Annotated in this window: 18 protein-coding genes and 5 tRNA genes; 7 read left to right on the plus strand and 16 right to left on the minus strand. The window is 31.9% G+C overall.

The window, feature by feature from the left end:
• Nucleotides 1-100: 100 nt before the first annotated feature.
• The 10 genes from FBF06_RS09190 to recA all read right to left on the minus strand — a co-directional run bounded on the left by FBF06_RS09190 (nucleotide 101) and on the right by recA (nucleotide 4,626).
• Nucleotides 101-185, minus strand: a tRNA-Leu gene (locus FBF06_RS09190).
• A gap of 4 nt (nucleotides 186-189) precedes the next feature.
• Nucleotides 190-266: transfer RNA gene (locus tag FBF06_RS09195), tRNA-Arg, on the minus strand.
• A 14-nt stretch (nucleotides 267-280) separates the two neighbouring features.
• Nucleotides 281-357 (minus strand) — tRNA-Arg (locus FBF06_RS09200).
• A gap of 3 nt (nucleotides 358-360) precedes the next feature.
• Nucleotides 361-437, minus strand: a tRNA-His gene (locus FBF06_RS09205).
• Nucleotides 438-461: 24 nt separating this feature from the next.
• A tRNA-Pro gene (locus tag FBF06_RS09210) sits at nucleotides 462-539 on the minus strand.
• A 42-nt stretch (nucleotides 540-581) separates the two neighbouring features.
• On the minus strand, nucleotides 582-1,430 hold the full coding sequence (locus FBF06_RS09215; RefSeq protein ID WP_002860115.1) for a DNA ligase: 849 nt from the start codon (nucleotides 1,428-1,430) through the stop codon (nucleotides 582-584).
• Nucleotides 1,430-2,092, minus strand: coding sequence for a glycoprotein CgpA (gene cgpA / locus FBF06_RS09220; RefSeq protein ID WP_002851387.1), 663 nt, complete (start codon nucleotides 2,090-2,092; stop codon nucleotides 1,430-1,432). The genes FBF06_RS09215 and cgpA overlap by 1 nt, the downstream gene beginning before the upstream one ends.
• On the minus strand, nucleotides 2,082-2,285 hold the full coding sequence (locus tag FBF06_RS09225; RefSeq protein WP_002839177.1) for a hypothetical protein: 204 nt from the start codon (nucleotides 2,283-2,285) through the stop codon (nucleotides 2,082-2,084). Before FBF06_RS09225 ends, cgpA begins: the two co-directional genes overlap by 11 nt.
• Before the next feature lie 65 nt (nucleotides 2,286-2,350).
• Nucleotides 2,351-3,595, minus strand: a complete 1,245-nt coding sequence (eno, locus tag FBF06_RS09230) for a phosphopyruvate hydratase (protein ID WP_168977635.1) — start codon at nucleotides 3,593-3,595, stop codon at nucleotides 2,351-2,353.
• On the minus strand, nucleotides 3,595-4,626 hold the full coding sequence (gene recA, locus FBF06_RS09235; RefSeq protein WP_002851424.1) for a recombinase RecA: 1,032 nt from the start codon (nucleotides 4,624-4,626) through the stop codon (nucleotides 3,595-3,597). Before recA ends, eno begins: the two co-directional genes overlap by 1 nt.
• A 106-nt stretch (nucleotides 4,627-4,732) precedes the next feature.
• On the opposite strand from recA, the gene FBF06_RS09240 reads away from it, so the two are divergent.
• The 3 genes from FBF06_RS09240 to FBF06_RS09250 are packed head-to-tail and all read left to right on the plus strand — an operon-like array spanning nucleotide 4,733 to nucleotide 6,647.
• Complete coding sequence (locus tag FBF06_RS09240; protein ID WP_002860117.1) at nucleotides 4,733-5,593, plus strand: menaquinone biosynthesis family protein; 861 nt, start codon at nucleotides 4,733-4,735, stop codon at nucleotides 5,591-5,593.
• A gap of 11 nt (nucleotides 5,594-5,604) precedes the next feature.
• Nucleotides 5,605-5,874, plus strand: coding sequence for a flagellar biosynthesis protein FliQ (fliQ, locus tag FBF06_RS09245; protein WP_002851290.1), 270 nt, complete (start codon nucleotides 5,605-5,607; stop codon nucleotides 5,872-5,874).
• Complete coding sequence (locus FBF06_RS09250; protein ID WP_002867526.1) at nucleotides 5,871-6,647, plus strand: UDP-N-acetylmuramate dehydrogenase; 777 nt, start codon at nucleotides 5,871-5,873, stop codon at nucleotides 6,645-6,647. Before fliQ ends, FBF06_RS09250 begins: the two co-directional genes overlap by 4 nt.
• A gap of 23 nt (nucleotides 6,648-6,670) precedes the next feature.
• Here FBF06_RS09250 and FBF06_RS09255 read toward each other — a convergent pair whose 3' ends face one another.
• The 6 genes from FBF06_RS09255 to topA form a co-directional block, all read right to left on the minus strand.
• Nucleotides 6,671-7,441 (minus strand): hypothetical protein, encoded by a 771-nt coding sequence (locus FBF06_RS09255; RefSeq protein ID WP_074482806.1) that lies wholly within the window; start codon nucleotides 7,439-7,441, stop codon nucleotides 6,671-6,673.
• Nucleotides 7,442-7,481: 40 nt separating this feature from the next.
• On the minus strand, nucleotides 7,482-8,246 hold the full coding sequence (locus FBF06_RS09260; protein WP_002868269.1) for a 3'(2'),5'-bisphosphate nucleotidase CysQ: 765 nt from the start codon (nucleotides 8,244-8,246) through the stop codon (nucleotides 7,482-7,484).
• Between the two features lie 79 nt (nucleotides 8,247-8,325).
• A complete protein-coding gene (locus tag FBF06_RS09265) occupies nucleotides 8,326-9,594 on the minus strand; it encodes a citrate synthase (protein WP_002851494.1) in 1,269 nt (422 codons plus the stop codon).
• Nucleotides 9,595-9,708: 114 nt separating this feature from the next.
• On the minus strand, nucleotides 9,709-10,884 hold the full coding sequence (locus FBF06_RS09270) for a cation:proton antiporter (protein ID WP_002855678.1): 1,176 nt from the start codon (nucleotides 10,882-10,884) through the stop codon (nucleotides 9,709-9,711).
• Nucleotides 10,865-11,701, minus strand: coding sequence for a biotin synthase (locus FBF06_RS09275; RefSeq protein WP_002902898.1), 837 nt, complete (start codon nucleotides 11,699-11,701; stop codon nucleotides 10,865-10,867). The genes FBF06_RS09270 and FBF06_RS09275 overlap by 20 nt, the downstream gene beginning before the upstream one ends.
• Before the next feature lies 1 nt (nucleotide 11,702).
• Complete coding sequence (gene topA, locus FBF06_RS09280) at nucleotides 11,703-13,805, minus strand: type I DNA topoisomerase (RefSeq protein ID WP_002902895.1); 2,103 nt, start codon at nucleotides 13,803-13,805, stop codon at nucleotides 11,703-11,705.
• A gap of 194 nt (nucleotides 13,806-13,999) precedes the next feature.
• Here topA and FBF06_RS09285 point away from each other — a divergent pair, with 194 nt between their 5' ends.
• The 4 genes from FBF06_RS09285 (at nucleotide 14,000) to FBF06_RS09300 (ending at nucleotide 17,322) form a co-directional block, all read left to right on the plus strand.
• Complete coding sequence (locus FBF06_RS09285) at nucleotides 14,000-15,271, plus strand: MFS transporter (RefSeq protein ID WP_002902893.1); 1,272 nt, start codon at nucleotides 14,000-14,002, stop codon at nucleotides 15,269-15,271.
• An 82-nt stretch (nucleotides 15,272-15,353) separates the two neighbouring features.
• Nucleotides 15,354-16,196, plus strand: a complete 843-nt coding sequence (locus FBF06_RS09290; RefSeq protein ID WP_168977636.1) for an ABC transporter ATP-binding protein — start codon at nucleotides 15,354-15,356, stop codon at nucleotides 16,194-16,196.
• 53 nt (nucleotides 16,197-16,249) lie between these two features.
• A complete protein-coding gene (locus tag FBF06_RS09295) occupies nucleotides 16,250-16,468 on the plus strand; it encodes a hypothetical protein (RefSeq protein WP_323469407.1) in 219 nt (72 codons plus the stop codon).
• Nucleotides 16,465-17,322: a sugar ABC transporter permease gene (locus FBF06_RS09300; protein WP_038401939.1), complete on the plus strand. Its 858-nt coding sequence runs from the start codon at nucleotides 16,465-16,467 to the stop codon at nucleotides 17,320-17,322. The genes FBF06_RS09295 and FBF06_RS09300 overlap by 4 nt, the downstream gene beginning before the upstream one ends.
• The last annotated feature ends 3 nt before the right edge of the window (nucleotides 17,323-17,325 follow it).

The following is a 17,325-nucleotide window of genomic DNA, read 5'->3' on the forward strand; positions in this document are numbered from 1 at the left end:
CTAAATTAAATTTGCATTTTATCTAACAATCATAAGAAATTTTAAAATGAAATAAAAATTTATGAGAAATCAACTCTTGTTTAAAAATGATAAAAGTAAGTGGTGCGGATGAAAGGACTTGAACCTTCACGCATTGCTGCACCAGATCCTAAGTCTGGCGTGTCTGCCAATTTCACCACATCCGCAAAGTGGTACGCCCAAGAGGATTCGAACCTCTGACCTACGGCTTAGAAGGCCGTTGCTCTATCCAGCTGAGCTATGAACGCATATAAAATCTTGGTGGTGCGCCCGATAGGAATCGAACCCATAACCTACAGATCCGAAGTCTGTCGCTCTATCCAGTTGAGCTACGAGCGCTAGTGGGGTGAGTGATGGGAATTGAACCCACGACCCTCAGGACCACAATCTGATGCTCTAACCGACTGAGCTACACTCACCATTTTGTATAAATTTATAAAAAATGGTCGGGGTGAAAGGATTCGAACCTTCGGCCCCTTGGTCCCAAACCAAGTGCGCTAACCAGACTGCGCTACACCCCGAATAAATAAAAGGAAATATTTTATCACAAAATAATTTTAAAGTCAAGGATTTTCATCTCTTAGTCTTAAAAAAACTGGAAAGCGAGGTAAGGAATTTTTGGTCAATCCATTAAATTTATAAGTCACAATACTACCAATTTTTGGAGGATTTTTTCTATCTTCATCTTTTAAACCACTGCCTATTTTAATGATTTGTCCATTAGGCATTTTACAAAGTAAGGCACCTACTTGATTTTCAAATTTACCCTTGCCCTTGCGAAATCCTACTAACTCACACTCTGCATCATCATAGGGTTTTAATTTCATAGCATTTTTACTTCTGCCTTTTTCATAAGGACTTAAATTTTTGCGTATGACAATACCTTCACCTTGATTTTTTATAATGCTTTCGTAAAATTGATTTAAATTATTTTGATTTTCAACTGGAATTTGAGGAATAATTTTTATATAGGCACTAGGATATTTTTGCAAATACTCTTCTAAAACAGCCAAACGATTTTTAAGAGTACAAGTAGAAATTTGAAATTCTTCGCAAGCATTTGGCACATCAAAAATATTATAAGTTACTTCCTTCCATAAGGTCAAATTACTATCGCCACTACGAATTAAAGCTGAAATTTCATCAAATTTATTTCTTGCTATCCAAAGCTCACCATCAATAGCAAAAGGAGGGAAATTTTTTGTAAAAAAGTCAGGAGTTTTTATTTTGTAATTTTGGCGAGTTTTTAGATATTTCCCATCCCAAATTCCACGCACTCCATCAAGTTTTTCGCTCATCAAATAAGCATTAAAATCTTTAGAGTTAAAATCTTGCTTATCGAATTTGCTAAGAAGTAAAATTTCATTAGCAAAAACTAAACAAGCACAACATATTAAAAAAACAAACCTCATCAAAGCAGATTAATCATATATCCAGTTGCATCTTTTTGAATATTATAATTATAAGTTCCATCAAGATATATTACAAGTCGATAATATCCTTTATGAGATCCAAAGTCTATGCGTTTAAAAATAGAATTGCTAAGGCGTATGTTTTTTGTAGGGCTAATCATTTTAGATCTAAAATCTATAACGATTTTACTTGGATTTCCTACTGAAAAATCTGTAATCATTTCATCACTAGTGTTAAGTTTTATTTTATTTTTATAAACCGCATAAGAAATAAAATCATAAATCTTTGCAACCTGTAAAGGTATTTCAACATTGGCTGTTGAGTTTGATTCTTGTTTGGAGCTATTTTTTTCAGGTATAGTAACTGAAACATCGAGTACTTTTGAAGGATCAGGACTTTTAAATCTTGATATAGTATAAGTATCGTGCCAATCAATACTTTTATTGACATCTAAATCGATCTTATCTTCACTTCCGTCTAAATTGATATAATTAAAAGTGATGCTTTTTAAAATTCTTGCACTAGAATTAAATTTAACTTCCTCTTTTTGAAATTCAGGTGGAGCAACCAAGGTTATATTTTGATCTGTCTTAAAAGGATTTTCATCAGCATATAAAAGAGAGGTAAAAATAAAAAATATTGCCAAAATTCTAGTTTTCATTTGGGTATAATCCTTTTAATTCAAAATAATCTTTTTGTGCTTTAGCATTTTGTTCTTTGAGCAAAATAATCTTTTTATTAAGCTCTTCTTTGGTATTTTCTAAGCTTAATAAAGTATCTAAAGAATACTGCCCAAAAAACATATTGCCAAAATAAATCGCTCCAATTACAACAAGAAAAGCCCAAAAAATCATTTTTATAACATGGGTATAAAAACTTTTTTTTCTTGTGCTTTCGTCGTATTCTTTAAGTAAATCGCTCAGAGCTTTTCTCCTAAGTATTCATCGCTTTCAAGTTCAATTTCAAGCAAGCGATTGTATTTTGCGGTTCTTTCACCTCTTGCTAGGGCTCCTGTTTTGATTTGTCCTGTATTTAAAGCCACAGCAAAATCCGCTATAAAAGCATCTTCACTTTCGCCGCTTCTATGACTCATCACACATTTATAGTTATTTCTTTGCGCTAAACGCACAGTTCTCATAGTTTGGGTAATAGTTCCGATTTGATTTGGTTTAATAAGCACAGCATTTGCCATTTTTTTGATGATACCTTCTCTTAAAATATCTTCATTAGTCACAAACAAATCATCGCCTACAAGCTGAATTTTATTGCCTAATTTTTCAGTCAGCTTGATCCAGCCTTCAAAGTCATTTTCAGCTAAGCCATCTTCGATACTGCAAATTGGATATTTTGCACAAAGTTCTACATAGCGTTCGATCAAAGCCTCGCTTGAAAAAGCCTTGCCTTCCATGTGGTATTTACCATCTTTGAAAAATTCTGTACTTGCCACATCAAGAGCAATTTTTACACGATTTTCATAACCTGCTTTTTTGATACAAGTCATTAAAAGATCGATAGGTTCTGTGTTGTTAGCTAAATTTGGAGCAAAACCGCCTTCATCACCTAAAGCCGTAGAATGTCCAGAATTTGCGAGTTCTTTTTTTAATATCGCATAAATTTCACAAACTGAACGCAAAGCTTCTTTAAAGCTAGTAAAACCAAAAGGCATGATCATAAATTCTTGAAAATCTACATTGTTGTTTGCATGAGCACCGCCATTTATGATATTACACATTGGCACGGGTAAAATGCTCGCATTTGCACCACCTAAGTAGCGATATAAAGGCATTCCCAAAGCAGCTGCAGCCGCACGAGCTGTTGCCATAGATACGCCTAAAGTCGCATTTGCACCTAAATTTGAGTAATTATTTGTTCCATCAAGCTCACGCAAAGTATCATCAAGTTGAGTTTGATTAAAAGCATCTAGTCCTAAAATTTCATCTGCAATGGTCTCATTGACATTTGCAACAGCTTTTAAAACGCCTTTTCCGCCAAATCTTTCATCATTATCACGCAATTCTAAGGCTTCTTTTGAACCTGTACTTGCACCACTTGGAACTATGGCCGCACCTACACTTCCATCGCTTAGCGTAACTTCGGCTTTTACGGTTGGATTTCCTCTACTATCAAGAACTTCATAGGCTCTAACATCTTCAATTGCTAACATTATTCTTCTCCTTCGTCATCTTCGCTACCGCTGATCATACCTTCTATTCCCATAGAATTTTGAATTGCTTTTGTGATTTCATCTGCAATTTCAGGGTTTTCTTTTAAGAAAGCTTTTGAATTTTCTCTACCTTGTCCAAGTTTTTTATCTTTATAAGAAAACCACGCACCACTTTTATCTACGATATCAAGTTTTACACCATAATCGATCAATTCACCTTCACGACTTAAACCCTCTCCAAACATCACATCAAATTCAGCTTGTCTGAATGGAGGAGCAACTTTATTTTTAACTACTTTTACTTTAACGCGGTTTCCTATAGGTTCTTCGTTTTGTTTTAAGGTTGCTACTTTTCTAACATCTAAACGCACAGAAGCATAAAATTTTAATGCATTTCCACCTGTTGTGGTTTCAGGAGTACCATAACCCATAGCACCGATTTTCATACGAATTTGGTTGATAAAAATTACTGTGGTATTCATTTTATGAACTATACCTGTAAGTTTTCTTAGAGCTTGAGACATAAGTCTTGCTTGAAGTCCTACATGTTGATCGCCCATATCGCCTTCAATTTCTGCTTTTGGAGTAAGTGCTGCAACGCTATCTACTACGATAAGATCTACTGCGCCACTTCTTGCTATAGTTTCTACAATTTCTAAGGCTTGTTCTCCAAAATCAGGCTGAGAAACATACAAATCATCTGTATTTACACCCAAATTTTTAGCATATTTTACATCAAGCGCATGTTCTGCATCGATAAAAGCACAAACTCCACCTGCTTTTTGGCATTCTGCGATAATATGTAAAGTTAGAGTGGTTTTACCTGAACTTTCAGGTCCATAAATTTCTATAATTCTTCCTTTTGGAACACCGCCTATACCTAAAGCAAGATCAAGCCCAACTGAACCTGTGCCTATGCTATCGATTTGCTCAACTTCTTTATCCCCTAGTCTTAAAATAGTGCCTTTTCCAAAGGTTTTATCTAAACTTTTTAGGGCAGCGTCTAGAGATTTTCTTTTATTATCATCCATAACTTTCCTTAAAAATTCTAAATTTTTAGTTAGAATTCTAACAAAATAAAATTAAATAATGATTTATTTTGCTAGAATTAAAGCAAAGATTTACAAGGAAGCATAGATGAAAAAAATTACTATTGCACATTCTCCTGATGCTGATGATATTTTTATGTATATGGCTATTAAATTTGGGTGGATAGGGAATGATTTTGCTTATGAAAATACAGCTTTAGATATACAAACTTTAAATGAATTTGCCTTGAAAAATGAATTTGATGCTACGGCTATTTCTTTTGGGCTTTATCCTTTAATCGCTTCTGAGTATGCGCTTTTACGCACAGCAGTGAGTTTTGGTGAAGGTTATGGGCCAAAACTCATCAAGAAAAAAGACACGCATTTAAAAAGAAATTTTAAAGTCGCTTTGAGTGGAGCAAATACCACCAATGCTTTGATTTTTCGTATGAAATACCCTGAAGCAAGAATTATTTATAAGAATTTTTTAGACATTGAAAATGTAGTTTTAAGTGGCGAAGTAGATGCAGGAGTTTTGATCCATGAAAGCATTTTAGAATTTGATCAAAGTCTTTGCGTGGAAGCAGAACTTTGGGATATATGGCTTGAATTTGCTAAAGAAAATTTGCCTTTGCCTTTAGGTGGAATGGCTTTGCGTCGTTCTTTGCCTTTAAGCGATGCGATTAAGATCGAAAGAGATTTAACCAATGCTGTAAAAATTGCCGATGCAAATCGTAAAATTTTAGCCCCTATGCTTATGGAAAGAAAACTTATCCGTGTTGATGAAGAAAAACTTGATACTTATCTTAATTTATATGCCAATAAAAACTCTATTAGCATGAATCAAACTCAACTTTTAGCTGTAGATACGCTTTTTAAACTAGGATATGATTATAAATTTTATGATAAAATCATACATGTAAATGATTATCTTATCCCTAGCGAATACGAAGAAGCTAGAAATTCTTAAAAAGGATAAAAATGGACGAAAGTACCTTAGTTGCTCTTGGAGTGCAAACCTTTAAAATCACACTTTTACTTTCCTTGCCTATGCTTTTGGCAGGACTTATTGCAGGGCTTGTGATCAGTATTTTTCAAGCAACTACACAGATTAATGAAATGACACTTTCTTTTGTTCCTAAAATCATCTTGGTTGTGGTTATTTTAATCTTTTTAATGCCTTGGATGACTACAACTATGATTGATTTTACTGAGAATATACTAAATCAAATTCCAACTTTTATCAAATGATCATTGATTTTAAAAAATACTCTTCTGTGCGTATAGGAAATGAATTTGAAGTTTTAGTTTTGGATCAAATTTGTGATTTTGATGGTTTTTTAATAGGTGGTGCAAATAACCTTTTAATTAGCCCAAAACCTAAAAATATAGGAATTTTAGGAGATGGTTTTGATTTTATGCAAATTTTAGATCAAAATAAAGATTTTATACATCTTCGCATAGGCTGCAAAACAAAATCAAGCAAAATATATCGCTTTGCTAAAGAAAATAATCTTAAGGGTTTTGAGTATTTAAGCAAAATTCCTGGCACACTTGGTGGGCTTTTGAAAATGAATGCAGGGCTTAAAGGAGAGTGTATCAGTCAAAATTTAATCAAAATTGCTACTTCTCAAGGCGAAATTCTAAGAGAAAATATAAATTTTGATTATCGTTTTTGTCCTTTAAATATGCCTTTTTTTTGGGCTGAATTTAAACTAAATTTTGGCTTTGATACCCTTAAAGATGAAGCTTTAAAAAATGCAAGAAGCAACCAACCTAGTGGAGCAAGCTTTGGCTCTATCTTTAAAAATCCAAAAAACGACTTTGCAGGACGTTTAATCGAAGCTGTAGGGCTTAAAGGCTTTAGTAAAGGAGATGCTATGTTAAGCGATAAACACGCAAATTTTTTAATCAATAAAAAAAATGCAAGTTTTGAAGATGCGTTTTTTCTTATCGAATTAGCTAGAAAAAAAGTCTTTGAAGAATTTGGCATAAACTTAGAAAATGAAGTGATTATTATCTAAAAATTTTTCAATATATCTTTAAATTAATTGATAGTTAATTTTAATTTTTTTATTTCATTATCTATAACACTAGCTAACATTTTTGGCATTTGATTTACAATATCTTGATAATTTTGTTTTGCATCTTGATCTTTTAATGTCAAATTTAATTCTGCATTTTTTGCTACAAGAATTTTTCCATTGCTTGTAGAAATAATTTTAAAATTAACATTAGCCACACCCTCTTTACTAGTTGTGATAAAATAATTTGTAATATTTACATAAAAATCTTGCAAATTTACCACCACAACATAATCTGTAAATTTAGCATACATTTTAGCCTTATCTTTTTCTTGTGTTAAAAAAGGACTTACATTTATAAGTTTTGCATCCTTAGGGCTAAAATATGACAAAGTTTTAGGACTTTGATAAATACCATTTGCAGCAGAATTAACCCAATTAAGCTTTAAACTTTGAATCAAATTTTTAGCAAATAATGTAGAAAATTCCTTATCACTCACCCTAAAACCATCTAAAAAATAACCAAAATTTTTCCTAGAAGTTAATACAATAGCAAAATCAATATCCTTATCTTTGGTGATTTGCGATTTTTTTTCAATTAAAGTAGAACTATCAAACAATGCTTTTTGTTGATTTAAATTTGGATTTGCAACATTTTGATTTAGATCTATTACTTCAAAGCTATCTGCGCTTTTTTCAATTTTAATAACCTTTTTCTGAGAAAAATTATTCGCTAAAAGATTAGAACTTAAAACTAAACTTAAAAACAAAATGAAACAATACCTCATCTTCATCCTTATAAACTATTTAAATATAAAAATTATACTCTTTATTTTATAAAAAATCTTGTAAAAAATTCCTAGATGAAACACAAATAAAAGGATTGGATTTATAACTTAAAGGGTTATATAAAATGTATTTTTTAGAAAAATCGCCCATAAATCCTCCATTTTGATTAATCAAAAAATCTCCTGCTACAATATCCCAAATATTAAGCTTTTCAAATCTTTTATAAACTCCTGCCCTAGCCTCTAAAATAGCACAAAATTTCAATCCAGAGCCTATATTAATAGCTTCTAATTGATGCTCTTTTGCAAAGTCTTCATCTTCTTTGCTAAGATGATTAACACTCAATAAGGCTTTATATTTATTTTTCTCGTATTCTTGCTGGTCAATTTGCAAAGGTTTATCGTTTTTATAAACCTTGGTTTTTGCATGAGCATAGAATATATCACCTTTTGATGGATTTTGTATGAGTGATAAAACAGGGCGATTGTCATGAACCAAACTTATCATAACGCAAAATTCATCACTGCCTTTTAAAAAACCACTTGTTCCATCAAGAGGATCGATAAGCCAAAAAGTTTTTAATTCTTCACACTCTTCTTTGCTGAGTAATTTTTCTTCTGATAGAATTTTAATATCCGTAGAACCCAAAATATCATTTAGAATTTTATTAGAAGCAAGATCTGCTGATGTAAGCGGGCTTTTATCTTCTTTTTCCCAAGTTTTGAAATTTTTTCTCTCTTCTAAAATAGCTTTAGAAGCTTGATTGCTAGCATTTATAGCAATTTCTAAAAATTTATCAAGATTAAGCATGATTATAAACTTTCTATAAGATTTTTTAAAATTATACAAGAAGATTTTGTGGAATTTTTAATTTCCACAAAAATTTTAATTAAATTTTACTAGTTTCACCCAAATAAAGTTGTCTTGGACGGACTATTTTAAGACTTTCTTGCTCTTTTTGTTCTATCCACTGAGCTATCCATCCTGGGGTGCGCCCTATAACAAATAAAGTAGCAAACATTTCATTTGGAATACCTAAGGCTTTTAAAATAAGTCCACTATGAAAATCAACATTCGGATATAACCCTCTTTGAACAAAATAATCATCGCTTAAAGCAATCTCTTCTATACGCGTTGCTACTTTAATAAGATTGGTATCAATACCCAACTCATCAATAAGTTGATCACGAAGCTTTTTCAGTACTTTTGCTCTAGGATCAAAATTTTTATAAACCCTATGCCCAAAGCCCATCAAGCGGAAAGGATCGTTTTTATCCTTAGCTCTTTTGATGAATTCATCTACCCTATCAACACTACCTATTTGCTCAAGCATTCTAATAACACCTTCATTAGCTCCACCATGTGCATGACCCCAAAGCGCACCAATACCTGCTGCTATACAGGCATAAGGATGAGCATGAGTTGAACCCACAGCACGAACTGTTGAAGTTGAAGCATTTTGCTCATGATCTGCATGAAGCATAAAAACTGTATCAAGTGCTTTTACTTCTATAGGTTTAAGCTCTACATGATCGTAAGGATAGGTTCTTAACATATATAAGAAATTTTCTGTAAAACCACGATCTAAATTTGGATAAGCCATAGGAAAGCCGTGTTTATATCTATAAGCGGTGGCCACTATAGTAGGGATTTTAGCTACTATTCTAGCTGCCATTTCCATATATTCTTCTTTTACATTCATGTTTAAATGATCAGGATAAAAAGCACTAAGCGATGAAACAGCACCTTGTAAAACTGCCATAGGATGAGCATTATCAGGGAAAGAATCAAAAAGACGGTGCATACCTTCATGGATAAAAGAACGTTTTTTCATTTCATAACGAAACGCTTCAAGACGCGTAGCATCAGGTAGTTCTTTATAAAGTAAAAGATGAACCACATCTAAATAAAGTTTGTTTTCAGCAAGCCACTCTATAGGATAGCCACGGTGCATTAAAATTCCGTTTTCTCCATCAATATAAGTGATTTTTGATTTACAAGTAGCTGTAGAAGTTAAGCCCTCATCATAAGAAAACATTCCTGTTTGTTTATAAAAACTTGACATATCTACAACGCTTGGCCCAGTTGTACCATCATATATAGGAAATTCATAGCTTTTTCCATTTCTATTATCGGTTATAGTAACGGAATTTGACATTTTCGCTCCTTTTATTGTTACTTTTATTAATTCTAACAAAAAAGGACGATTATGAGTTTTTTTATTATTAAATTTTTAAGATTTTGTTTGCTTTTTTGAGTAAAAAAGTAACTTTCATTTTTTAGAATTAGAAAGAAATTTAATCATACTCATAACAATAATAGCCTCAAATAACGCTGTTAAAATAAGCGCTGAATAAAGCTTCTCATCAATAACCTTGCCCGAATAACCCAGAGTAGCTGTTGCTATAAGCAAGGTTAAAGGCATAGAATGACTAAGACCAAATAAAATCATATTTTTAAAACCAATTCTTTTTAAAAAAACACTTGCACATAAAATTCTTAAACCCACCATAACAAACATAAGTAAAAATGCTTGTAAAACGATTTTATAATCTAAAATCATTTTAAGATCAAAGGTTGAACCTATATGGATAAAAAAAATAGGGATCAAAAACCCGTGTCCAAAAGTAGAAAGCTTGTGCTCAAGATCTTTTTTATGATCAAAAAAAGTAGCTATAAATGAACCTGCTATAAAAGAACCAAGAACGATTTCAAGTTTTGTAATAACCATAGCAACAATGATCAGTATAAAAATGGCCATACAAAATCTTATATCTTTTTCATTTTTATCTTCCCATGGCATAAGCACAACTTTAAGCTGAGGATACCACCAAAAAAGCACACCAAGCATTTTAAATCCAAGCAAACAAAGCCCCAAAAAGATATTAAGATATAAAATACTTTGCGCTACATCAATAATACCTGTTCCTTCGCGCAAAAAAGCTCCCGCTATAGTCAAAAGCACAATAGAAATCACCTCAGCTAAAGTAGCTACTATCATAGCAATATTTAACCAGTAACACTCTTTTCCAAAATCCTTAAAAAGTAAAGATAAAAGCCCTACACTCATCACAGGTATAATGATAACAAATACTAAAGAAAGTCCAAAAATCCATACTATAAAAGAAGATAAAGCATAAAGTAAAAAAATATAAAAAAAACTTTTTTTAGCAATTTCTTTATCCATATTAAAGAAGGCTCTTAAATTTACCTCCATACCCGCTATAAACATTAGATAATAAAAACCTACATTGGCTAAAAGTGCAAAATTTTCACTTTTTCCTATGAAACCAAAATGCGCTATTATCGCTCCTAAAATAATTTCAGTAGCCGAAAGAGGCAAGCGTAAAATTTTTGCAATATGCGGAGAAAAAAGTAAGCATAAAGCTATAACGATAAGAATTTTTAAATCAATTAAAGCCTGTGTATCAATGACACTCTGATGCAAAAGTAAATCCCATTTCTTTTAATTTTATTATATCTTGACTTGGTTCTTCACCTTTAGTGGTTAAATAATCCCCTATAACAATAGCCCCAGCACCTGCTTGAAAAATTTCATATTGTCTTTCTTGTAATACCACTTCACGCCCACCTGCTACCATTACCACGCTTTGCGGTAAAGCCTCTTTGGTATCACGAACAATTTTTAAGGCTTCATCAGCGCTAAGTCTTGGAACTTGTAGTTTTAAATTTTCATTTGCTATAAAAAAATTAATAGGCGTTGAAAAAGGTTGTAATTCTTGCAAAGATTTTCTAAAACTTAGCCTATCTTCTTCACTCTCACCCATACCATAGATTCCACCACAACAAAGCATAAGCCCTGCTTCTTTAGCGTTTAAATTGGTTTGAAATCTACTTTCCCAAGTATGCGTGGTGCAAATTTGTGGAAAAAATTCCTTAGAACTTTCAAGATTGTGATTATAAGAAAAAATTCCTGCTTTTTTAAGTTCTTTGAGTTGTTCCACGCTTGCCATACCATTACAGGCAATTAAAAGCAAATTAGGCACTTCTTTTTGCACAGCCTTAGCAGCTTCGCAAACATACTCAAGCTTTTCATCATCAAGCCCAAGTCCTGCTGTAACCAAACAAAAACCCAAGGCTTCATTTTTCTTTGCCATTTTTGCTTCTAAAACGATTTGTGAAAGTTCTTTACGACGATATTTTTGAATATCTGTTTTTACATGAGCGCTTTGGGTGCAGTATTTACAGTCTTCTGAACAATTTCCACTCGCTATATTTGAAATAGCACAAAGCATGATTTGCATTCTAATCCTTCATTTCTTTTTTGATTTTACACTTTAAACATTCTAAGAATGTACCTTTTTTAAGCTCTTTTATCACTAAAGTTTCGCCACACTCTTCGCATTTTTCTTCACTTGGTTTGTATTTGCTTATAAAATTGCATTTTGGATAAGCACTACAGCCATAAAATTTACCACGTTTTGAAAAGCGTTCTACGATTTCACCTTTTTGACAACTTGGACAAGTAATGCCTGTACCATTAGCTTTAGCTTTTGCGGCTGTATTTTCGCTTTCGTTTTTGCTTTCACTTTTTAAATTTCTTGAATACTTGCATTTTGGGAAATTTAAACACGCTACAAATTCTCCAAAACGCCCTTTTCTAATAGCAAGCTCTCCGCCACAATCAGGACAACTTTCGCCTAGTTTTGTGACAGTTTTTTGACTAGCTATTTTTGTTTTTCCTTCTTCGATTTTTCTCATAAAAGGATAGTAAAATTCTTTTAAAGTTTCTTGCCAATCTGCCTTATCTTCTGCGATTTCATCTAGGGTATTTTCAAGGTTTGAAGTAAATTTACTATCTACTATATCGCTAAAATTTTTCTCAAGCACTTCGGTTACATTAAAAGCAACATCGCTAGGAATGAGTTGTTTTTTATCTATTGTTACATAATCACGGCTTGTAAGTATAGAAATGGTTGGTGCATAAGTAGAAGGGCGACCTATGCCTAAACTTTCAAGTTTTTTTACAAGTCCTGCTTCTGAATACCTTGAAGGTGGTTCGGTAAAATGTGAGTTCATTTCTAAATTTTGCACTTTTAAATTTTGGCCTATTTTAAAATTTGGCAAAATTTTATCCTTATCCATATCACCATAAACTTTATAATATCCATCAAAAAGGATTTTTCTACCGCTTATTTTAAAAACTGCTCTATCATTTTTTACAAATACATTTTGAGTTTGAGAGATAGCAGGACTCATCTGACAGGCTAAAAAGCGATTGTAAATAAGTGTGTAAAGTTTTAACTCATCTTTGTCTAAAAATTTAGCCGAAATTTCTGGAGTAAAACTTAAATTTGTAGGGCGTATAGCTTCATGAGCTTCTTGAGCGCCTTTAGTCTTTGTAGTATATACATTTGCTTTGCTTGGAAGATAGTCTTTGCCAAAATTTGCTTGTATGAATTTTCTTGCATTTTCTACTGCTTCTTTGGCTAAATTTAAACTATCGGTTCTCATATAAGTAATAACCCCCATCACGCCTTCATGGGTATTTACTCCTTCATAGAGCTTTTGAGCTATCATCATGGTTTTTTTAGGGTTAAAACCAAGGCGATTGCTGGCACTTTGTTGTAAAGTTGAAGTCATAAAAGGAGGCGGCGGAGCGATTTTTCTTTCTTTGCTTTCAATGTCACTTATACTATAAACTTCATTTTTACAAGCTTCTAGTATAAGTTTAGCACGATCTTTGTTGGTAATGGTAAGTTTTTCTATCTTGGCTTTATCAAACTCAACTAGTTCTGCATCTAAATCTTTTTGAAAAATCATATCAATACTAAAGTATTCTAGGGGTACAAAGGCACGAATTTCTTTTTCACGATCGACTATGATCTTTAAAGCCGCACTTTGAACACGCCCAGCACTAAGTCCTCTTTGAATTTTTTGTCCTAATAAAGGGCTGAGCTTATACCCTACAATGCGATCTAAAAGACGTCTGGTTTGCTGAGCATTTACAGAGTGCATGTTTAATTTTCTTGGATTTTTTAAAGCATTTTCTATAGCGCTTTTAGTGATTTCATGAAAAACAATGCGTGGTAAGGTGTTTTCATCTTTTCCTATAGCTTTTGCAATATGATAGGCTATAGCCTCTCCTTCTCTATCTTCATCCGTTGCAAGATAGACTTCTTTGGCATCTTTGGCTTTGCTTTTAAGTTCTTTAACTAAGGCGCTATGATCACTTGTGATTCTATACTCAGGGATAAATTCATCATCTTCTATTTTAATCCCAAAGCTTGATTTAGGCAAATCTCTAATATGTCCTTTAGAAGCGATAACTTCATAATCTTTTCCCAAAAAATTTCCTATGGTTTTAGCTTTTGCAGGAGATTCTACTATGATTAAATTTTTCTTCATTTTGCACCCTTGTTAAATAAAAAGCTGAATTTAGCTAAAAATATTTAAAATTCTACTTATAAAATATATTTTAATCAAGCTAAAATATTTTAAAAACAAAACTATCATAACAAAATAAATAAAATATAATTTTAAGTAATTTTAAATACAAACCATAATTTTTGGAGTATAATAAAATAAAAAAGGTAAAAATTATGAATGACAAAACTTATAAATTTCATCCAAATGACACAAAAATGGATAAAAAAATAATTCAAATTACTGAAAAGTCCGGATTTAAAGCAGCTGTGTTTTCTATGGCTGCTATGACTATGCTAGGAAGTGTGGTCATTTCATCTGCTCTACCTGCTATCAACAGACATTTTGAAGAACTTTTAACCCAAAGTGGCGCTACTCTTGCTTCAAGTTTCACATTAGCTCATCTTGATATACTTGTTCGCTTAGTTTTAACCATCCCTGCTATTTTTGTTGTCATTTTATCTCCATTTGCTGGTATTTTAATGGATAAATTTGGCAAATTAAAATTCATTCTTCCAGCTATGGTGGTTTGGACTATTTCTGGAGTAAGTGGCTTTTTCTTAAATGATATTTATGCTATACTGACTTCAAGAGCTATTTTTGGTATGGCAACTGCTTTTATAATGACAGGCGCTTCGGCTTTGCTTGGGGATTATTATAGTCGTGGTGGCTTTAATCGCAGAGAAAATGCTTTAAGTCTTCAAGGATTTTTTTGTGCGGTAGGGGGTGCTGTTTTTATTTCTATTGCGGGATTTGTTTCAAGTTATTCTTGGCGTTATCCTTTTTTGGTATATGGACTTGGAATTTTAATTACCTTAATGGCTATCATTTATCTTTTTGAACCTAGAAAATTTAAATTCTATAATCATACAAAAATAGAAACAAAAACAAATTATTGGCAATTTTTCCCTATCTATTTTATAGGTTTTTTTATCATGGTAGTTTATTATATTTCGCCAACTCAACTTCCTTACTATATAGAAGAACATTTGGGATTGGATCCTAAATATATAGGTATTTCGATGTCTGTATCTGCACTATGTTATGGTTTTTTCTCTCTAAGCTATAGATATATTATAAAATTCTTAAGTATTAAAACTATCTATGTTTTAACTCTTTTTATCGTATCTTGTTCTTTTTTGCTGCTTTTTTTAGTAGATAGCTTTTTCACAGTTTTAATCGCCTTAGCTTTGCTTGGAATGGGTGGAGGTATTATGCTTGTAAATAATACGGCTTATCTTTTTTCAATCTGTCCTGAAAATGCTCGCTCTAGGGCTTATGGAATTTTAGCAAGTTGTATATTTTTAGGACAATTTTTAAGTCCTATTATCTCTCAACCTATCGTTAGACAAATGGGTCTTGTAGATGCTTTTTTAATATGGTCAATAGTAATTTTTATAGTGTGCATTGTGTTTTTATTTTTAAAGCAAAAACCTAGGATAAATTAATCTTCAAGCATTGCATCTGTTTCTAAAAAGTTTCCAATATTTGATTTAATTTTAAAAATTTTCCAAAATATAGAGCTTGGATATGTTAAAAATTAACAATTTAAATAAGAAATTTGGGAACAGTGAAATTTTAAAAAACATCAATCTTGAAATTAAAGAGGGTGAATTTTTAACCTTAGTTGGAGAAAGCGGAAGTGGCAAATCAACTCTTCTGAGAATTATAGCCGGCCTTGAAGAGCCAAGTCAAGGTGAAATTTTAAACCTTAACAATCAAGATATAAGCAAACAAAATCCAAGAGATAGAAATTTTGCTATGGTTTTTCAAAGCTATGCCTTATATCCTCACTTAAGCGTGAGAGAAAATCTTGCTATGCCTATTAAAGCAAGAGCTAAATTTATCCATAAGCTTCCTCTGGCTTCTTTTTATATTAAGTCCTATAAAGAGTTTAAAACTCATTTGGAAGAAAAAATTGAACAAGTAGCAACAAAACTTAAAATTACACACCTTTTAGATAAAAAACCCAAACAACTCTCTGGAGGACAATGTCAAAGAGTCGCTCTAGGTAGGGCTATTATAAGAGAACCTAATATATTTTTAATGGATGAACCTTTATCGAATTTGGATGCTAAATTACGCATTCACACAAGAGCTGAATTAAGTGCTATGCATAGAGAATTAAATAAGACCTTTATATATGTCACGCACGATCAAAGCGAAGCTATGACTATGAGCGACAGAATAGCTTTTTTGGTTGATGGTGAGCTTTTGCAAGTTGCAAGCCCTGATGAAATGTATAACAACCCCAACCATTTAAAAGTTGCTCAATTTATAGGAACACCTACAATCAATACCTTATGCGTTGAATTAAAAAGCTATGGTTTTGCTTTAATCAATAAAAACTTATCTAAACATAAAAAAGTCTAGCCATAAGAGCAGAAAATTGTTTTATAGATCCGCATTCACAAATTAAGGCCAAAATTTATAATATTGAAAATATGGGAAATGAATATTTAATTTATACCAAACTCTTAAAAAATGATAATAATTTTATTTTAAGTTTAAATACACAAGAAGGTAAAAAGCTTCAACTAGACTCTGTTGTAGGAATTAACCTTGATTATTCAAAAGCCTTTATCTTTGATGAAGAAGGTAAAAGAATGGATATTAAACTTTATAATTTGAGTTTTGCAGCATGAAAAATTCACTTGCGACTTTTTGTTTTATTTCTCCTGCTGTTTTATTAATGCTTTTATTTTTGATTTTACCTATTATATGGGTAATTATTTTAAGTTTTAGTGACTATCAGCTTGGAAACGGCGATTTTCATTTTGTAGGATTGATTAATTATAAAGCCTTACTAAAAGATCCTGTTTTTTTCGCTTCAGTAAAAAATACTTTAATTTACGCCCTTATTGTTCTACCTTTAAGCGTTTTGGGAGGTTTGGCTTTAGCCTTGCTTATAGAATCTAAAAATAGTGCAAAATCATTTTATAGAGCTGTCTTTTTTCTACCTGTTATGGCAACCTTGATAGCCATGAGCATGGTTTGGGAATATATTTTACATCCGGATATAGGAATTTTTAATAAAATTCTTGCTTTATTTGGGGTTAATGCAATCAATTGGCTTTCAAATAAAGACACAGTTTTATATACTCTTGCTGGGATTGGAGTATGGCAACAACTGGGCTATAATATGATCTTATTTACAGCTGGATTAATGAGCATACCTACTTCGGTATATGAAGCAGCAAAACTCGATGGATTAAACAAAACTCAAATTTTATTTAAAATCACCCTACCCTTGCTTTTACCTATTTTATTTTTTGTTTTAATTATAAGTTCTATAAAAGCTTTTCAAGTTTTTGATACCGTTCAGGTTCTAACAAATGGAGGGCCAAATCATTCTAGCGAGGTTTTATTATTTACTATTTATCAAGAAGCTTTTATGTTTTTTAGAACAAATTATGCCTCAGCTATTTCTGTAATATTTTTATTATTTATTTTGATTTTAACTCTTCTTAAAATTAAATTTTTGGATAAAAAGGATTGATTT

The sequence above is a fragment of the Campylobacter sp. CFSAN093227 genome, assembly GCF_012897855.1.
Classification (GTDB): domain Bacteria; phylum Campylobacterota; class Campylobacteria; order Campylobacterales; family Campylobacteraceae; genus Campylobacter_D; species Campylobacter_D jejuni.